At 61.6% G+C, this 14,236-nt stretch carries 15 protein-coding genes; 11 read left to right on the top strand and 4 right to left on the bottom strand.

What is annotated here, in order from left to right; translation table 11 throughout:
* The first annotated feature begins 130 nt into the window (after window positions 1-130).
* The 6 genes from ACK3CV_RS00670 to ghrB all read left to right on the top strand — a co-directional run bounded on the left by ACK3CV_RS00670 (window position 131) and on the right by ghrB (window position 6,303).
* On the top strand, window positions 131-793 hold the full coding sequence (locus ACK3CV_RS00670) for an OmpA family lipoprotein (protein WP_033631402.1): 663 nt from the start codon (window positions 131-133) through the stop codon (window positions 791-793).
* 124 nt (window positions 794-917) lie between these two features.
* On the top strand, window positions 918-1,952 hold the full coding sequence (locus ACK3CV_RS00665; RefSeq protein WP_164141432.1) for a LacI family DNA-binding transcriptional regulator: 1,035 nt from the start codon (window positions 918-920) through the stop codon (window positions 1,950-1,952).
* 166 nt (window positions 1,953-2,118) lie between these two features.
* Complete coding sequence (locus ACK3CV_RS00660) at window positions 2,119-2,871, top strand: sugar phosphate isomerase/epimerase (protein WP_164141430.1); 753 nt, start codon at window positions 2,119-2,121, stop codon at window positions 2,869-2,871.
* 7 nt (window positions 2,872-2,878) lie between these two features.
* Window positions 2,879-3,844 carry a sugar kinase gene (locus ACK3CV_RS00655; protein WP_033638633.1) on the top strand — a complete coding sequence of 322 codons (966 nt, stop codon included), beginning with the start codon at window positions 2,879-2,881 and terminating at the stop codon, window positions 3,842-3,844.
* 140 nt (window positions 3,845-3,984) lie between these two features.
* Window positions 3,985-5,253: an MFS transporter gene (locus ACK3CV_RS00650; protein ID WP_033636543.1), complete on the top strand. Its 1,269-nt coding sequence runs from the start codon at window positions 3,985-3,987 to the stop codon at window positions 5,251-5,253.
* 72 nt (window positions 5,254-5,325) lie between these two features.
* Window positions 5,326-6,303, top strand: coding sequence for a glyoxylate/hydroxypyruvate reductase GhrB (ghrB, locus tag ACK3CV_RS00645; protein ID WP_033636542.1), 978 nt, complete (start codon window positions 5,326-5,328; stop codon window positions 6,301-6,303).
* Window position 6,304: 1 nt separating this feature from the next.
* On the opposite strand, the gene ACK3CV_RS00640 is transcribed toward ghrB, so the two are convergent.
* Window positions 6,305-6,457 (bottom strand): hypothetical protein, encoded by a 153-nt coding sequence (locus ACK3CV_RS00640; protein WP_171971322.1) that lies wholly within the window; start codon window positions 6,455-6,457, stop codon window positions 6,305-6,307.
* A gap of 195 nt (window positions 6,458-6,652) precedes the next feature.
* Here ACK3CV_RS00640 and ACK3CV_RS00635 point away from each other — a divergent pair, with 195 nt between their 5' ends.
* The 4 genes from ACK3CV_RS00635 to ACK3CV_RS00620 all read left to right on the top strand — a co-directional run bounded on the left by ACK3CV_RS00635 (window position 6,653) and on the right by ACK3CV_RS00620 (window position 10,778).
* A complete protein-coding gene (locus tag ACK3CV_RS00635; RefSeq protein WP_164039691.1) occupies window positions 6,653-8,716 on the top strand; it encodes an alpha-amylase in 2,064 nt (687 codons plus the stop codon).
* 135 nt (window positions 8,717-8,851) lie between these two features.
* Window positions 8,852-10,102: a valine--pyruvate transaminase gene (locus tag ACK3CV_RS00630; protein WP_004933935.1), complete on the top strand. Its 1,251-nt coding sequence runs from the start codon at window positions 8,852-8,854 to the stop codon at window positions 10,100-10,102.
* A 74-nt stretch (window positions 10,103-10,176) separates the two neighbouring features.
* Entirely contained in the window at window positions 10,177-10,398 is a 222-nt protein-coding gene (locus ACK3CV_RS00625) for a ribbon-helix-helix domain-containing protein (protein ID WP_004933932.1), read from the top strand.
* Window positions 10,398-10,778: a type II toxin-antitoxin system VapC family toxin gene (locus ACK3CV_RS00620; RefSeq protein ID WP_033636540.1), complete on the top strand. Its 381-nt coding sequence runs from the start codon at window positions 10,398-10,400 to the stop codon at window positions 10,776-10,778. Before ACK3CV_RS00625 ends, ACK3CV_RS00620 begins: the two co-directional genes overlap by 1 nt.
* A 10-nt stretch (window positions 10,779-10,788) precedes the next feature.
* Here ACK3CV_RS00620 and ACK3CV_RS00615 read toward each other — a convergent pair whose 3' ends face one another.
* The 3 genes from ACK3CV_RS00615 to ibpA all read right to left on the bottom strand — a co-directional run bounded on the left by ACK3CV_RS00615 (window position 10,789) and on the right by ibpA (window position 13,556).
* The gene (locus ACK3CV_RS00615; protein ID WP_033636539.1) at window positions 10,789-12,447 is read right to left on the bottom strand and encodes a putative transporter; all 1,659 of its coding nucleotides are present in this window, start codon (window positions 12,445-12,447) and stop codon (window positions 10,789-10,791) included.
* Window positions 12,448-12,613: 166 nt separating this feature from the next.
* On the bottom strand, window positions 12,614-13,042 hold the full coding sequence (gene ibpB, locus ACK3CV_RS00610) for a small heat shock chaperone IbpB (RefSeq protein ID WP_004933922.1): 429 nt from the start codon (window positions 13,040-13,042) through the stop codon (window positions 12,614-12,616).
* A 100-nt stretch (window positions 13,043-13,142) separates the two neighbouring features.
* Window positions 13,143-13,556, bottom strand: a complete 414-nt coding sequence (gene ibpA, locus ACK3CV_RS00605; protein WP_004933919.1) for a small heat shock chaperone IbpA — start codon at window positions 13,554-13,556, stop codon at window positions 13,143-13,145.
* Window positions 13,557-13,866: 310 nt separating this feature from the next.
* Here ibpA and ACK3CV_RS00600 point away from each other — a divergent pair, with 310 nt between their 5' ends.
* On the top strand, window positions 13,867-14,214 hold the full coding sequence (locus ACK3CV_RS00600) for a YceK/YidQ family lipoprotein (protein ID WP_049197081.1): 348 nt from the start codon (window positions 13,867-13,869) through the stop codon (window positions 14,212-14,214).
* Window positions 14,215-14,236: the final 22 nt, after the last annotated feature.

Raw genomic sequence — 14,236 nt, 5'->3', positions numbered from 1 at the left:
CTCCGGAACTGCCGGCGAAACCGCGCGTCATAGGTAGCGCGGCGACGCGGGTTCCCTGCGTCACCCACTTTTTTTGCGTCCCCGCTTTGGGCCGGCGCGTACAGATTCTGATGCCATTAAGGACAAGAACATGAAAAAACGCATTGCAATTATTGCCGGCGCCGTGAGCCTCACGCTCGCGCTGTCGGCCTGTACCACCAACCCTTACACCGGTGAATCCGAAGCCGGTAAATCCGGCATCGGCGCGGGCCTCGGCGCCGCACTGGGCGCCGGCGTCGGCGTGCTGTCCTCTTCCAAGAAAGATCGCGGCAAGGGCGCGCTGATCGGCGCAGCGGCCGGTGCAGCCCTCGGCGGCGGCGCAGGCTATTACATGGACGTGCAGGAAGCCAAACTGCGCGACAAGATGAAAGGCACCGGCGTCAGCGTCACCCGCCAGGGCGACAACATCGTGCTGAACATGCCGAACAACGTGACCTTCGACAGCAGCAGCGCCACGCTGAAACCGGCGGGCGCCAACACCCTGACCGGCGTCGCCATGGTGCTGAAAGAGTATCCAAAAACCGCGGTCAACGTTGTCGGCTACACCGACAGCACCGGCTCCCGCTCGCTCAACATGAACCTGTCGCAGCAGCGCGCCGACGGCGTAGCCAGCGCGCTGATCACCCAGGGCGTGGCGGCGAACCGTATCCGCACCACCGGTGCCGGCCCGGACAACCCGATCGCCTCCAACAGCACCGCGGAAGGCAAAGCGCAAAACCGCCGCGTCGAGATCACCCTCAGCCCGCTGCAGTAATCCCGTGCGGGGCGCCACCGGCGCCCCGCCGCCTCCCTGCGACTTTCTCCTTACCCTTCAACACTCCCGCCCGCACATCGGGTATGGTAGTCTCCTTGGCAATTAACCGCAGGAGGGATCGGCTGTGAGCACTGTCAAGGCAACGCGCGCCTCAGGGCGCGCCACCATCAGCGATGTGGCCAGCATCGCCAAAACCGGCAAGACCAGCGTGTCGCGCTATCTGAATGGTGAACAGCACCTGCTTTCCGACGATCTCAAACAGCGCATCGAAAAGGCGATCCAGCAGCTCGACTACCGGCCAAGCCAGATGGCGCGCAGCCTGAAGGGCGGCCAGACCCGCCTGATCGGCCTGATCCTCGCCGATATCACCAATCCCTATTCGGTGGACGTGATGCGCGGCATCGAGGCCGCCTGCCGCCAGCACGGCTTTACCCTGCTGGTGTGTAACACCAACAACGAAGTCAATCAGGAACAGCACTACCTGCAGCTGCTCAGCAGTTACCGGGTGGAGGGCATCGTGGTCAACGCGGTCGGCATGCGCGAGGAAGCGTTATCCACGCTGCAGCAGTCGATGCTGCCGATGGTGCTGATCGACCGCAAAATCCCCGATTTCGCCTGCGACGTGGTGGGCCTGAACAACCGCGAAGCCGCCACCGTCGCCACCGAACACCTGCTGCAACAAGGTTTCGAAGCGATTTTGTTCCTCAGCGAGCCGCTCGGTACGGTCAATACCCGTCTCGAGCGCCTGCACGCTTTCAGACATACCATGGCGCAGCACCCCACGCTGTCAGCGGAGCAGGCCGAAACGCCGCTCAACGATCGGCAGAAGCTGGAGCAGGTGCTGAGCGATTTCAGCGGCCGCCATCGCGGCATGCGCAAGGCAGTGATCTCCGCCAACGGCGCCCTGACGCTGCAGGTGGCGCGCGCCATGCGCCGGCTCGGCATTCAGTGGGGCAACGACATCGGCCTGCTGGGCTTCGACGAGCTGGAGTGGGCGGAGCTGGCGGGCGTCGGCATCACCACGCTGAAACAGCCCACCTACCAAATGGGGCACGCGGCACTGGAGCGGCTGGTGCAGCGCATTCAGGGCCTGGCCGCCCCCAGCGGCGAGCAGATGTTCTCCGGCGAGCTGATCGTCCGCGGCTCCACCACCCGCTAACCCGCCTTCTTCGGGGCCGTTGCCCGCCCCGCCCTCATCGGCTGTTTTTTGCTCAGCTTCGTGATTGCGATCATATTTTTACACTCTGTCGCTTTTCGCTGGAACCGGTTCCATTTAACGTACCGGTAACAGTAGCGGCGGCGACAATGCCGCCTCAGGAGTCAAAATGAAAACAGAAATCATCGTGGTCACCGGCGCCTACGGCACCGATACCGTCAAACAATACGGCGGCCAGCGCGCGCTGTTGCCCATCATCGCCGGCGCGGGCGCCGACGGGGTGGAGATCCGCCGCGAACTGTTCGCCGCCGGCGAATTGGACAGCCTGCCGGCCCTGGCGCAAGAAATCGAACGCCAACAGCTGTTCGCCGTCTACTCCGCCCCTGAGGCGCTGTTCACCCCGCAACATACGCTGAACCCCAACCTGGCGGCGCTGCTGGCGGAAGCGCAGGCGCTGAACGCGCGCCAGCTGAAGTTGTCCCTCGGCCATTTCCGCCCCGGTTTTGATTTTACCGAGCTGAAAGTGGCGCTGGAGCAGCAGCCGGTCAAACTGGTGGTCGAAAACGATCAGACGCCGGACTGCGGCATTTTGTCGATGCTGAACGCCTTTTTCCACGCCGCGGAAGATAGCCACCTGCCGGTCAGCATGACCTTCGATATGGCCAACTGGCTATGGGTGGGGCAAGACGCTTTCGCCGCCGCCGAACGCCTGGCCCGCCACGTCGGTTACGTGCACGTCAAAGCCGCCACCCAAGGCCCGCGCGGCTGGCGCGCCGTCGCGCTGGACGATACCGACGGCAGCTGGCGCGATCTGCTGGCCCGCCTGCCGCACGATGCGCCGCGCGGCATCGAATTCCCGTTGCAGGGCGATGATCTGGAAGCCGTCACCCGCCATTACGTCAATATTTTGCGTGCGGAGTAACCCCATGATGACAACGTTAACGGCAACGACGGCGCAGCAGGCACCCCTGGATGTGGTCACGCTGGGCGAAGCCATGGCGATGTTCGTGGCGGCGCAAACCGGCGATTTGGCGGAGGTGGAAACCTTCACCAAACGCATCGCCGGCGCCGAGCTGAACGTGGCGATCGGCCTGGCGCGCCTGGGCATGAATGTCGGCTGGGTCAGCCGCGTCGGCAACGATTCGTTCGGCCGCTTCACCCTGCAGCAGCTGAAAAAAGAAGGCATCAACTACCGGCAGGTGACGGTCGACGGCCACTATCCCACCGGCTTTCAGGTGAAATCCAAAACCGCCGATGGTACCGATCCCAGCGTGGAATACTTCCGCAAAGGCTCGGCGGCCAGCCACCTGTCGGTCGCCGATTTCAACCGTGAGTATTTCGGTTCCGCGCGCCACCTGCACCTGAGCGGCGTGGCGGCGGCGCTGTCCAGCGAATCGCTGGCGCTGTGCCACCATGCGGCGCGCGAGATGCGCGCCATGGGCAAAACCATTTCGTTCGATCCCAATCTGCGCCCGGTGCTGTGGCCCAGCCGCGAGGTGATGATCGAGCAACTGAATCAGCTGGCGTTCGCCGCCGACTGGGTGCTGCCGGGGCTGAAAGAAGGGCAGATCCTCACTGGCCAATCGACGCCGGAAGGCATCGCCGATTTCTATCTGGAGCGCGGCGTGCAGGCGGTGATCATCAAAACCGGCCCGGACGGCGCCTGGTTTAAAACCGCCGCCGGCGACAAGGCGGCGGTGGCCGCGGTCAAGGTCGACAACGTGGTGGATACCGTCGGCGCCGGTGACGGCTTTGCCGTCGGCACCCTCAGCGCCCTGCTGGAAGGCAAAACGCTGATACAGGCGGTGCAGCGCGGCAACAAAATCGGTTCGCTGGCGATCCAGGCCATCGGCGACAGCGAAGGCCTGCCGACCCGCGCGGCGCTGGCCGAATAACAATAAAAAAAACGACTTCTCCGCATGACGTCAACCTCTGGCCCTACAACCGGGACGCGTCGGGAGAGCATCTGCCCCTTCCTCTTGCATGCCCAGCGTGCCGGGCGAAGGGGACGCAACACCACTGAAGGATACTGAACATGAACAAAGCGACTGTCGCGGCCAAACGCTGGTGGTACATCATGCCCATCGTGTTTATCACCTACAGCCTGGCCTATCTCGATCGCGCCAACTTCAGCTTCGCCTCTGCCGCCGGCATCAATGAAGATCTCGGCATCACCAAAGGCATGTCCTCGCTGCTGGGCGCGCTGTTTTTCCTCGGTTATTTCTTCTTCCAAATTCCCGGCGCCATCTACGCCGAACGCCGCAGCGTCAAAAAATTGATCTTCTGGTGCCTGATCCTGTGGGGCGGCTGCGCCTCGCTGACCGGCGTGGTGAGCAATATTCCGATGCTGGCCGCCATCCGCTTTATCCTCGGCGTGGTGGAAGCGGCGGTAATGCCGGCGATGCTGATCTACATCAGCAACTGGTTCACCAAATCGGAGCGGTCACGCGCCAATACCTTCCTGATCCTCGGCAACCCGGTGACGGTGCTGTGGATGTCGGTGGTGTCCGGCTACCTGATCCACGCCTTCGGCTGGCGCGAAATGTTCATCATCGAAGGCATTCCGGCGGTTATCTGGGCGTTCTGCTGGTGGGTGCTGGCGAAAGACAAACCGGCGCAGGCCGGCTGGCTGAGCGCCGATGAGAAACAGGCGCTGCAGCAGCAGCTGGACGAAGAGCAGAAAGGCATCAAGGCCGTGCGCAACTACGGCGAAGCCTTCCGTTCGCGCAACGTGATCCTGCTGTGCGTGCAGTACTTCGCCTGGAGCATCGGCGTGTACGGCTTCGTGCTGTGGCTGCCTTCCATCCTGCGCAGCGGCATGCAGATGGGCATGGTGGAAGCCGGCTGGCTGTCGGCGGTGCCTTACCTGGCGGCGACCATCGCCATGATCGTGGTCTCCTGGGCGTCGGACAAAATGCAAAACCGCAAGCTGTTCGTCTGGCCGCTGCTGCTGATCGGCGCGCTGGCGTTCTTCGGCTCTTACGCCGTCGGCGCCAACCACTTCTGGATCTCCTACGGCCTGCTGGTGGTCGCCGGCGCCGCGATGTACGCCCCCTACGGGCCGTTCTTCGCCATCATTCCGGAAATGCTGCCGAAAAACGTCGCCGGGGGCGCCATGGCGCTGATCAACAGCATGGGCGCGCTGGGGTCGTTCTTCGGTTCGTGGTTCGTCGGCTATCTGAATGGCGCCACCGGCAGCCCGGCGGCCTCTTACATGTTTATGGCCATCGCACTGGTGGTGGCGGTGGTGTTGACGCTGATCGTCAAACCCGCCCGCAACGAGATCCAGCCGCAATTGGCTTGATCCGGTTATACTTTTTATCTGTTAACCCAACCGGGGGGCGCCATGCCCCCTTTGGCCCAGCTGGAGTTCGTGATGAAGCCTTCTATCGTATTGTACAAAAGCCTGCCCGCCGATCTGCGTGAACGTCTGGAACAGCACTTCACCGTGCACGCCTTCAACGGCCTGCAGCCGGAGAACCGCGACGAACTGCGCCAGGCGCTGCAGCAGGCCGAAGGGATCATCGGTTCCGGCGGTAAAATTGACGAAGCCTTCCTGAAACAGGCGCCCAAACTGCGCGCGGCCTCGACCGTTTCCGTCGGCTACGACAACTTCGATGTCGAGGCGCTCAACGCCCATAACGTGCTGCTGATGCACACCCCGACGGTGCTGACCGAAACCGTCGCCGACACCATCATGAGCCTGGTGCTGGCGACCGCGCGCCGGGTGGTGGAAGTGGCGGAGCGGGTGAAGGCCGGCGAATGGCGCGGCAGCATCGGGCCGGACTGGTTCGGCGTCGACGTGCACCATAAAACCATCGGCATCCTCGGCATGGGGCGCATCGGCCTGGCGCTGGCGCAGCGCGCGCACTTCGGCTTCGGCATGCCGGTGCTGTACAACGCCCGCCGCACGCACGAAGAGGCAGAGCAGCGCTTTAACGCGCGCCGCTGCGATCTGGATACCCTGCTGGCCGAGTCGGATTTCGTTTGCATCACGCTGCCGCTGACCGAACAAACCTTCCACATGATCGGCCGCGATCAGCTGGCGAAGATGAAGAAAAGCGGCATTCTGATCAACGCCGGCCGCGGACCGGTGGTGGATGAGCAGGCTCTTATCGAAGCGCTGCAAAACGGCGTGATCCACGCCGCCGGGTTGGACGTGTTCGAGAAAGAACCGCTGCCGGCCAACTCGCCGCTGCTCAGCATGCCGAACGTGGTGGCGTTGCCGCACATCGGCTCCGCCACCCATGAAACGCGCTACGGCATGGCCGCCTGCGCGGTGGATAATTTGATCGCCGCGTTGACCGGCACGGTGAAAGAAAACTGCGTCAACCCGCAGCTGTTGCGGAAATAACTCAGCGCGGCCGGTGGTCTGCGGATAACCGGCCGTGTTGATCTTCCTGCTGCGGCGCGAACAGTGCCTGCAGCTGATGTTCTTCGGCGAAGTGCTGCAATTCGGCATCCTGAATTGCCTGAACGATCTCTTCTCGCCAGTTTTTGTCCGTCATCGCTAACCTCCTTTGATGTTCATCGTTTAATCTGCCGCAGCGCGCGCGCAAAGCCAAGCCGAATCAATCCGAAAACGCTCCGCCCTTTCTCTCCTCCCCGAAAAACCCTCGCAGGGAGGAGGCTATTTTTCCGCCGTTTGCCACACTGGGCGCTACCCTGCGAAAAAACGCTTCCTGCCGCGCGTAAGGAGAGCCATGAAACTGTTACCCCTGCCCTTGTTGATGCTGCTGTCGCCTTCGGCGCTGGCCGGCTGGACGCTGCCGGGTTTCCCGGCCTTCGACGAAACTGCCGCCGGGCTGTTTACCAGCCAGGCCGCGCTGCCCAAAGGCCAGCTGCCGCTGCGGCTGTATCAGGATAACCACTGCTGGCAGCCGGCCGAGGCGGTGAAGCTTAACCAGACGCTGTCGCTGCAGCCCTGCGGCGCCCATCCGCCGGCCAGCTGGCGACAGTTCCGCGCCGGCGACTATCAGGTGCGCATCGACACCCGCAGCGGCACGCCGACGCTGCAGCTCAGCCTGCGCAGCGCGCCGGAAAGCGCCGCCGTTGTTGCCCGCAGCTGCCCGCGCTGGGACGGCAAGCCGGTCACGGTCGACGTCGCCTCCACCTTCGCCGAAGGCGAAACGCTGCGCGATTTCTATTCCGGCCAAACGGTGCAGGTGAACCAGGGAAAAATCACGCTGCAGCCCGCCACCGCCAGCGGCGGCCTGTTGCTGCTGGAGTCCGCCACCACGGCGAAACCGGCGGCGTTCAGCTGGCATAACGCCACGGTCTACTTCGTGCTGACCGATCGCTTTGAGAACGGCAATCCGGCCAATGACCATAGCTACGGGCGCCGCAGCGACGGCCTGCAGGAAATAGGCACCTTTCACGGCGGCGATCTGGCCGGCCTGACGCAAAAACTGGATTATCTGCAGCAGCTCGGCGTCAACGCCTTGTGGATCAGCTCGCCGCTGGAGCAGATCCACGGCTGGGTCGGCGGCGGCACCAAAGGCGATTTCCCGCATTACGCCTATCACGGCTATTACGCGCTCGACTGGACTCGCCTCGACGCCAACATGGGCACCGAACAGGAGCTGCGCACGCTGGTCGAGCAAGCGCATCGGCGCGGCATTCGCATTCTGTTCGACGTGGTGGTGAACCATGTCGGCTACGCCACGCTGGCGGATATGCAGACGTTTCACTTCGGCTCACTGTATCTGCAAGACGCGGAGGTGGAGAAAACCCTGGGGAAAAACTGGGGCGATTGGCGCCCCGGGCCAGGGCAAAACTGGCACAGTTTCAACGACTACATCAACTTCAGCGACAAGGCGGGCTGGCGCCAATGGTGGGGGAAAAACTGGATCCGCACCGACATCGGCGACTATGACTCACCGGGCTATGACGATCTGACGATGTCGCTGGCCTTCCTGCCGGACATCAAAACCGAAGCGCCCGGCGCCAGCGGCCTGCCGCTGTTCTATCGCCACAAACCCGACACCGCCGCGCGCGACATTCGCGGCGCCACCACCCGCGATTACCTGACCGTCTGGCTCAGCCAGTGGGTGCGCGATTACGGCATCGACGGTTTTCGCGTCGATACCGCCAAGCACGTGGAAAAACCGACGCTGGCGCTGTTGAAGCAGCGCGCCACGGCGGCATTGGCGGCGTGGAAAGCAGAGCATCCGCAGCAGGCGCTGGATGACGCGCCGTTTTGGATGACCGGCGAGGCCTGGGGCCACGGGGTGATGAAAAGCGACTATTACCAAAACGGCTTCGACGCGATGATCAACTTCGACTTCCAGGACCAGGCGGCGCAGGCATTGGGCTGCTTTGCCGACATTGATGCCACCTACCGGCAGATGGCCGAGCGGCTGCAGGATTTCAACGTGCTGAGCTACCTCTCTTCACACGACACCCGGCTGTTCTTCGCCAGCGACGCCAAAGGCTCGCTGCCGCTGCAACAGCGGGCGGCGAACCTGCTGTTGCTGGCGCCGGGCGCGGTGCAGATTTACTACGGCGATGAAAGCGGCCGCCCGCTCGGCTCAACCGGTTCCGATCCGCTGCAGGGCACCCGCTCCGACATGAACTGGCGTGAACTGCCGGGAGAAAAAGCCCCGCTGCTGGCCCACTGGCAGCGGTTGGGGCAGTTCCGCGCTCGCCATCCGGCGATCGGCGGCGGCGTGCAAACCCCGCAGCCGCACGCCGCCTACTACGCCTTCAGCCGCCGGCTCGGCGACGATAAGGTGATGGTGGTGTGGGCCGGCGAACGGTCACAATAATCCAGCGTAATATGCTACCAATCGGCCAATGGGCGAAGTTTGTGCCCATTGGTCGATTTATCGGCCGCGTTGCAGCGGGGTTTGTCTGGCGGTATGGTGGGGGATTACCTGCTAAGAAACCGTACTGCTGCACCTATGACTTTCTCACTTTTCGGCGAAAAATTTACCCGTTATGCGGGCATTACCCGTTTGATGGACGACCTGAACGAAGGCCTGCGCACCCCCGGTGCCATCATGCTCGGCGGCGGCAACCCGGCGCAGATCCCAGAGATGGAAGCCTACTTCAAACAGCTGTGCCAGGAGATGCTCGACCAGGGCAAACTGACCGAAGCGCTGTGCAACTACGACGGCCCGCAAGGCAAAGACGCGCTGCTGAAAGCGCTGGCCAATCTGCTGCGCGACGAGCTCGGCTGGGAGATTTCGCCACAGAATATTGCACTGACTAACGGCAGCCAAAGCGCGTTTTTCTACTTGTTCAACCTGTTCGCCGGCCGCTACGCCGACGGTTCGCGCCGCCGCGTGCTGTTCCCGCTGGCGCCGGAATATATCGGCTATGCCGACGCCGGGCTGGACGAAGGGCTGTTCGTCTCCGCCAAACCGAACATCGAGCTGCTGCCGGACGGCCAGTTCAAGTATCACGTTGATTTCGAACACCTCACCATCGGCGACGACATCGGCATGATCTGCGTTTCACGGCCGACCAACCCGACCGGCAACGTGATCACCGACGAAGAGCTGATGAAGCTCGACCTGCTGGCGCAGCAGCGCGATATTCCGCTGGTGATCGACAACGCCTACGGCGTGCCGTTCCCCGGCATCATCTTCAGCGACGCCACGCCGCTGTGGAACCCGAACACCATCCTGTGCATGAGCCTGTCCAAGCTCGGCCTGCCGGGCTCGCGCTGCGGCATCGTGATCGCCGATGAGAAGGTGATCACCGCGCTGACCAACATGAACGGCATCATCAGCCTGTCGCCGGGCAGCATGGGGCCGGCGATGGCGACGGAAATGATCGCGCGCGGCGATCTGCTGCGCCTGTCGAACGAGGTGATTCGCCCGTTCTACAAACAGCGCGTCGAGCACACCATCGAGATTATCCGCCGCTACCTGTCGCCGGAGCGCTGCCTGATCCACAAACCGGAAGGGGCTATCTTCCTCTGGCTGTGGTTCAAGGATCTGCCGATCACCACCGAAGTGCTGTATCAGCGCCTGAAAAAGCGCGGCGTGCTGATGGTGCCGGGCCACTACTTCTTCCCGGGGTTGGAGCACGACTGGCCGCACACCCACCAGTGCATGCGCATGAACTACGTGCCCGATCCGGAGAAAATCGAGCGCGGCGTGGCGATCCTGGCAGAAGAGATCGAACGCGCGCATCAGGAAGGCTAACGCCAGCTGATTGAAAATCGACCTATAAAGATATACGATGCATATATCGTATATCTTTTTTTGGAGGGCTAGCGATGACTCGCATCGTGATCGATTTACCTGAAGAAGACCTGCGGCAGCTCGACAATCTGAAAAATATCCGCCACGTTCCCCGGGCCGAAATCATCCGTCAGGCCGTCTCCCGTTATCTGACGGAGAACCACGTTGAAGATCCCAGCAATGCTTTCGGGCTCTGGTCCGGGGCGATGGGCGATGGCGTAGACTACGAAAATCGTCAGCGCGAGGAGTGGGAATAATGGTGGCTCAACGGGCGTTATTCGACACCAATATCCTGATCGATTATCTCAACGGCATTCCTCAAGCCAAAGACGTTCTGACCGAATACCACATCAACCCGGCTATTAGCGCCATCACCTGGATGGAAGTGATGGTGGGTGCCAAAAAACAGGGGCCGGCGCTGGAGCTGAAAACGCGCCAGTTTTTAGGGCAATTCCTGCTGCTGCCTATTACCGATGAAGTTGCCGAACGCGCCGTAGAACTGCGCCACTCACAGCATGTGAAGCTGCCGGACGCCATTATCTGGGCCACCGCGCAGGTGGGGTTCCGGACGCTCATCTCCCGCAACCCCAAAGATTTTGGCACTGACAACGGCGTGTTAATGCCTTACCGGCTGTAGTCGGGCAGCGTTACAGCGTCCAGAACAGCACCGCCAGCAGCTGCGGCGACATGATGCGCAGGAACATCGCCAGCGGATAAACGGTGGCGTAAGACAGCGCGGCGGCGCCGCTGGTGGGATGCAGACCGTTGGCGAAGGCCAGCGCCGGCGGATCGGTCATCGATCCCGCCAGCATGCCGGACAGCGTCAGGTAGTTCATCTTGCCCACCGTGCGCGCCAGAATACCGACGCTCAGCAGCGGAATGGCGGTGATCAGCGCGCCGTACCCGACCCACGTCAGCCCCTCGCCGTGCAGCAAGGTATCGATGAAGTTGCCGCCCGACTTCAACCCGACCACCGCCAGAAACAGCACGATGCCCAGTTCGCGCAGCGCCAGGTTGGCGCTCGGCGGCATAAACCAGTACAGCTTGCCAATGCTGCCGATGCGCCCCAGGATCAGCGCCGCCACCAGCGGCCCGCCAGCCAGCCCCAGCCGCAATGCCGCCGGGAAGCCCGGCACGAACAGCGGAATGGAGCCGAGCAGCACCCCAAGGCCGATGCCGATAAACACCGGCAGCATCTGCACCTGCTGCAGTTTTTGTTGGGCGTTGCCGACGATTGCCGTCACCGCGTCGATGGCCTCCGGCCGGCCGACCAGGTTCAGAATGTCGCCGAATTGCAGCGTCACGTTGCTGCCGGCCACCAGCTCCACGCCGGCGCGGTTGAGGCGTGAAATTACCACGTCATACTTTTGCTTCAGGTTCAGATCGCGGATTTTCTTGCCCAGCACCTGCTCGTTGGTCACCACCGCCCTCACCACCTGCAGCGCGGTGCCGCGCGTGGACAGCGAGGCGTCCACCTCTTCGCCGATCACCAGTCGGGCGTTCTCCAGATCTTCGCGTTTGCCCACCAGATGCAGGTAGTCGCCCAGCTCCAGCCGCTCATGCGGCGCCGGCACCATCAACAGCTCCCCGCGTTTGAGGCGCGAACAGACGATCGCTTCACCATTGAGCAGCGGCACCTGCTTGATCGCCATGCCCTGCAGATTGGGGTTGCGCACCGCCACGTTGATGGCGTGCAGCAGCTCACGCTGATTGCCCAGGCTGCTTTCAAACGCCTGCGCCTCGCGCTCGATGTTGATGCGAAAAAACAGCCGAATCAGCCACATCACCAGCAGGATGCCGCATATGCCGAACGGATAGGCCATGGCGTAACCCATCCCCATGCCGTCCACCAGCGCCGGATCGGAACCGAGATCGGTCAGGATTTGCTGACCGGCGCCCAGCGCCGGGGTGTTGGTGACCGCGCCGGAGAACACGCCGAGGATGATCGGCAGCGGCACGTCGAACAGCTTGTGTACCGCCGCCGCCACGACGCCGCCGGTCAGCACCAGCAGCACCGCGAAGGCGTTGAGGCGCAGCCCGGAGACGCGCAGCGAAGAGAAGAAACCGGGGCCGACCTGAATGCCGATGGTGTACACGAACAGGATCAGGCCAAACTCCTGGATAAAGTGCAGCATGTCCCCGTTCAGGTTGATTTGCCCGCTCTGGGCGAAGTGGCCGACCAGGATGCCGCCGAACAGCACGCCGCCGATGCCCAGCCCAACGCCGTACAGCTTCCAGTTCCCCACCCACAGCCCAATGACGGCCGCCAGCGCCAACATGCTGACGGTCAGGGCGATATCGCTCATAGGTCACATCCTTGCCAAAGTTGAAAAGGAATTTGCGGCCAAAGACACACAATTAACAAGGATTATGACATCGGACAAACGGGGGGACTGTGGCATGCGCCACATAACGCAGCGGGGGAGACCCGTCTGGATCTCCCCCGCATGATGATGACCGTTTTTCAGTCGGTTATTTGGCTTCCAGCTCCGGCGTCGCCCCGATGGCGATGCGCTGCGGCTGCAAGGCTTCCGGCACCTGACGCACCAGATCGATGTGCAGCAGGCCGTTTTCAAATTTGGCCTCCGACACCTGCAGATGCTCCGCCAGGGTGAAGGTCAACTGGAACTCTTTGCACACCAGGCCCTGATGCAGGTATTCGACCTGTTTTTCCGGCGGTGTGGGTTTACCGCTGACGGTCAGCCGCGGCCCTTCCACTTCGATATTCAGTTCGCTCTGCCGGAAACCGGCCAGCGCCAGAGAAATGCGGTAGTGATTGTCATCGCTTTTCTCGATGTTATACGGCGGGAACCCCTGGGGTTCCTGGCCGCCCATTGAGCTGGCCAATTTATCAAAACCAATCCACTGACGCAGAAGCGGGGATAAATCGTAATTACGCATAGGAACAACTCCTTTCATTAAGCGAGATGTGTTTATTCAGCCCCCTGACGGCAGGCTAGGTATTATTTGCCGGCAGCGTACCTGCCGGCGAAACGGAAATTTATTTAATTTCGATGCGGCGCGGTTTTAATGTTTCCGGCACGATGCGTTGCATGTCGATATACAACAGGCCATTCTCCAGTTTGGCGCCTTTAATTTGAATATGTTCGGCCAGCTGGAATTTACGCTCGAAATTACGCTCGGCGATACCTTGGTATAAATAGGTTTTTTCTGCCGGTTCGTTATTGTGCGCCCCGCGCACGATCAGCAGATTATCTTGCGTGGTGATCTCCAGCTCCTGCTCGGCAAACCCGGCTACCGCGATGGCGATGCGATAATGATTTTCGTCCACCAGCTCGACATTATAAGGCGGATAACCGCCGTTGCCCTGACTCTGGCCGGCTTCCAGCGCGTTGAACAGGCGATCGAAACCAATGGCGGAACGGTATAGCGGGGAAAGATCAAAATTACGCATAAAACAGCCTCCTAAGGCACTTCAGCGAGGTTGAAATAAATACGCCTTCCACTCTGGACAGGCTAATTAAGCCAGAATTCCCTTACGGCGAATTCTCAATTCGGCTCTGATGATAAAATGGGGGTTGATTTCATCAATTCAACAGGCGAGGATCAAAAAAACTTCGTACCGATTAGGCGAAAGTTTTTTTACCACTTACACTAAAGTGAGAGAGCCGCCACAGAGCGGGATTTTGCTTCTTTTAAAGCAGCGACAGGATGTTATAACTCAGCTTAATTTTAGGGGCACAGCAACCCTGCAGGATGGATTAATGACGACGATGAAAGCGATAGCGACGGGCTGCATGTTGTTGGCGACCAGCGGTTGCTCCAGCGTGATGAGCCATACCGGCCCGAATCAGGGTTACTATCCCGGCACCCGCGCCAGCGTGGACATGCTGAAGGACGACAACACCAGCTGGGCGATGATGCCGCTGGTGGCGCTGGATCTGCCGTTCTCTGCGGTGATGGACACCGTACTGCTGCCTTACGACTATCTGCGTTCCGGCAACGACGCCACCACAGACTCGCCAAAAGCGCGCATCCTGCGCAGCGAGCAGCAGAATCTGGCGGCAACCGGCAATCCCGGCGAAGGCAACGACAGCGCCGCCACACACTAATCACGCACGCAGCGGGCCATCA

The sequence above is a fragment of the Serratia sp. TSO36 genome (genome assembly GCF_057808395.1).
Note: the sequence above shows the minus strand (reverse complement) of the source record. Positions and strands in the feature narration are given on the sequence as shown.

Excerpts from the sequence above, each read along its gene's own strand:
- ACK3CV_RS00670 (WP_033631402.1), top strand. The coding sequence starts at position 131 with ATGAAAAAACGCATTGCAATTATTGCCGGCGCCGTGAGCCTCACGCTC.
- ACK3CV_RS00660 (WP_164141430.1), top strand. The coding sequence starts at position 2,119 with ATGAAAACAGAAATCATCGTGGTCACCGGCGCCTACGGCACCGATACC.
- ACK3CV_RS00655 (WP_033638633.1), top strand. The coding sequence starts at position 2,879 with ATGACAACGTTAACGGCAACGACGGCGCAGCAGGCACCCCTGGATGTG.
- ACK3CV_RS00650 (WP_033636543.1), top strand. The coding sequence starts at position 3,985 with ATGAACAAAGCGACTGTCGCGGCCAAACGCTGGTGGTACATCATGCCC.
- ghrB (WP_033636542.1), top strand. The coding sequence starts at position 5,326 with ATGAAGCCTTCTATCGTATTGTACAAAAGCCTGCCCGCCGATCTGCGT.
- ACK3CV_RS00640 (WP_171971322.1), bottom strand. The coding sequence starts at position 6,457 with ATGACGGACAAAAACTGGCGAGAAGAGATCGTTCAGGCAATTCAGGAT.
- ACK3CV_RS00635 (WP_164039691.1), top strand. The coding sequence starts at position 6,653 with ATGAAACTGTTACCCCTGCCCTTGTTGATGCTGCTGTCGCCTTCGGCG.
- ACK3CV_RS00630 (WP_004933935.1), top strand. The coding sequence starts at position 8,852 with ATGACTTTCTCACTTTTCGGCGAAAAATTTACCCGTTATGCGGGCATT.
- ACK3CV_RS00625 (WP_004933932.1), top strand. The coding sequence starts at position 10,177 with ATGACTCGCATCGTGATCGATTTACCTGAAGAAGACCTGCGGCAGCTC.
- ACK3CV_RS00620 (WP_033636540.1), top strand. The coding sequence starts at position 10,398 with ATGGTGGCTCAACGGGCGTTATTCGACACCAATATCCTGATCGATTAT.
- ACK3CV_RS00615 (WP_033636539.1), bottom strand. The coding sequence starts at position 12,447 with ATGAGCGATATCGCCCTGACCGTCAGCATGTTGGCGCTGGCGGCCGTC.
- ibpB (WP_004933922.1), bottom strand. The coding sequence starts at position 13,042 with ATGCGTAATTACGATTTATCCCCGCTTCTGCGTCAGTGGATTGGTTTT.
- ibpA (WP_004933919.1), bottom strand. The coding sequence starts at position 13,556 with ATGCGTAATTTTGATCTTTCCCCGCTATACCGTTCCGCCATTGGTTTC.
- ACK3CV_RS00600 (WP_049197081.1), top strand. The coding sequence starts at position 13,867 with ATGACGACGATGAAAGCGATAGCGACGGGCTGCATGTTGTTGGCGACC.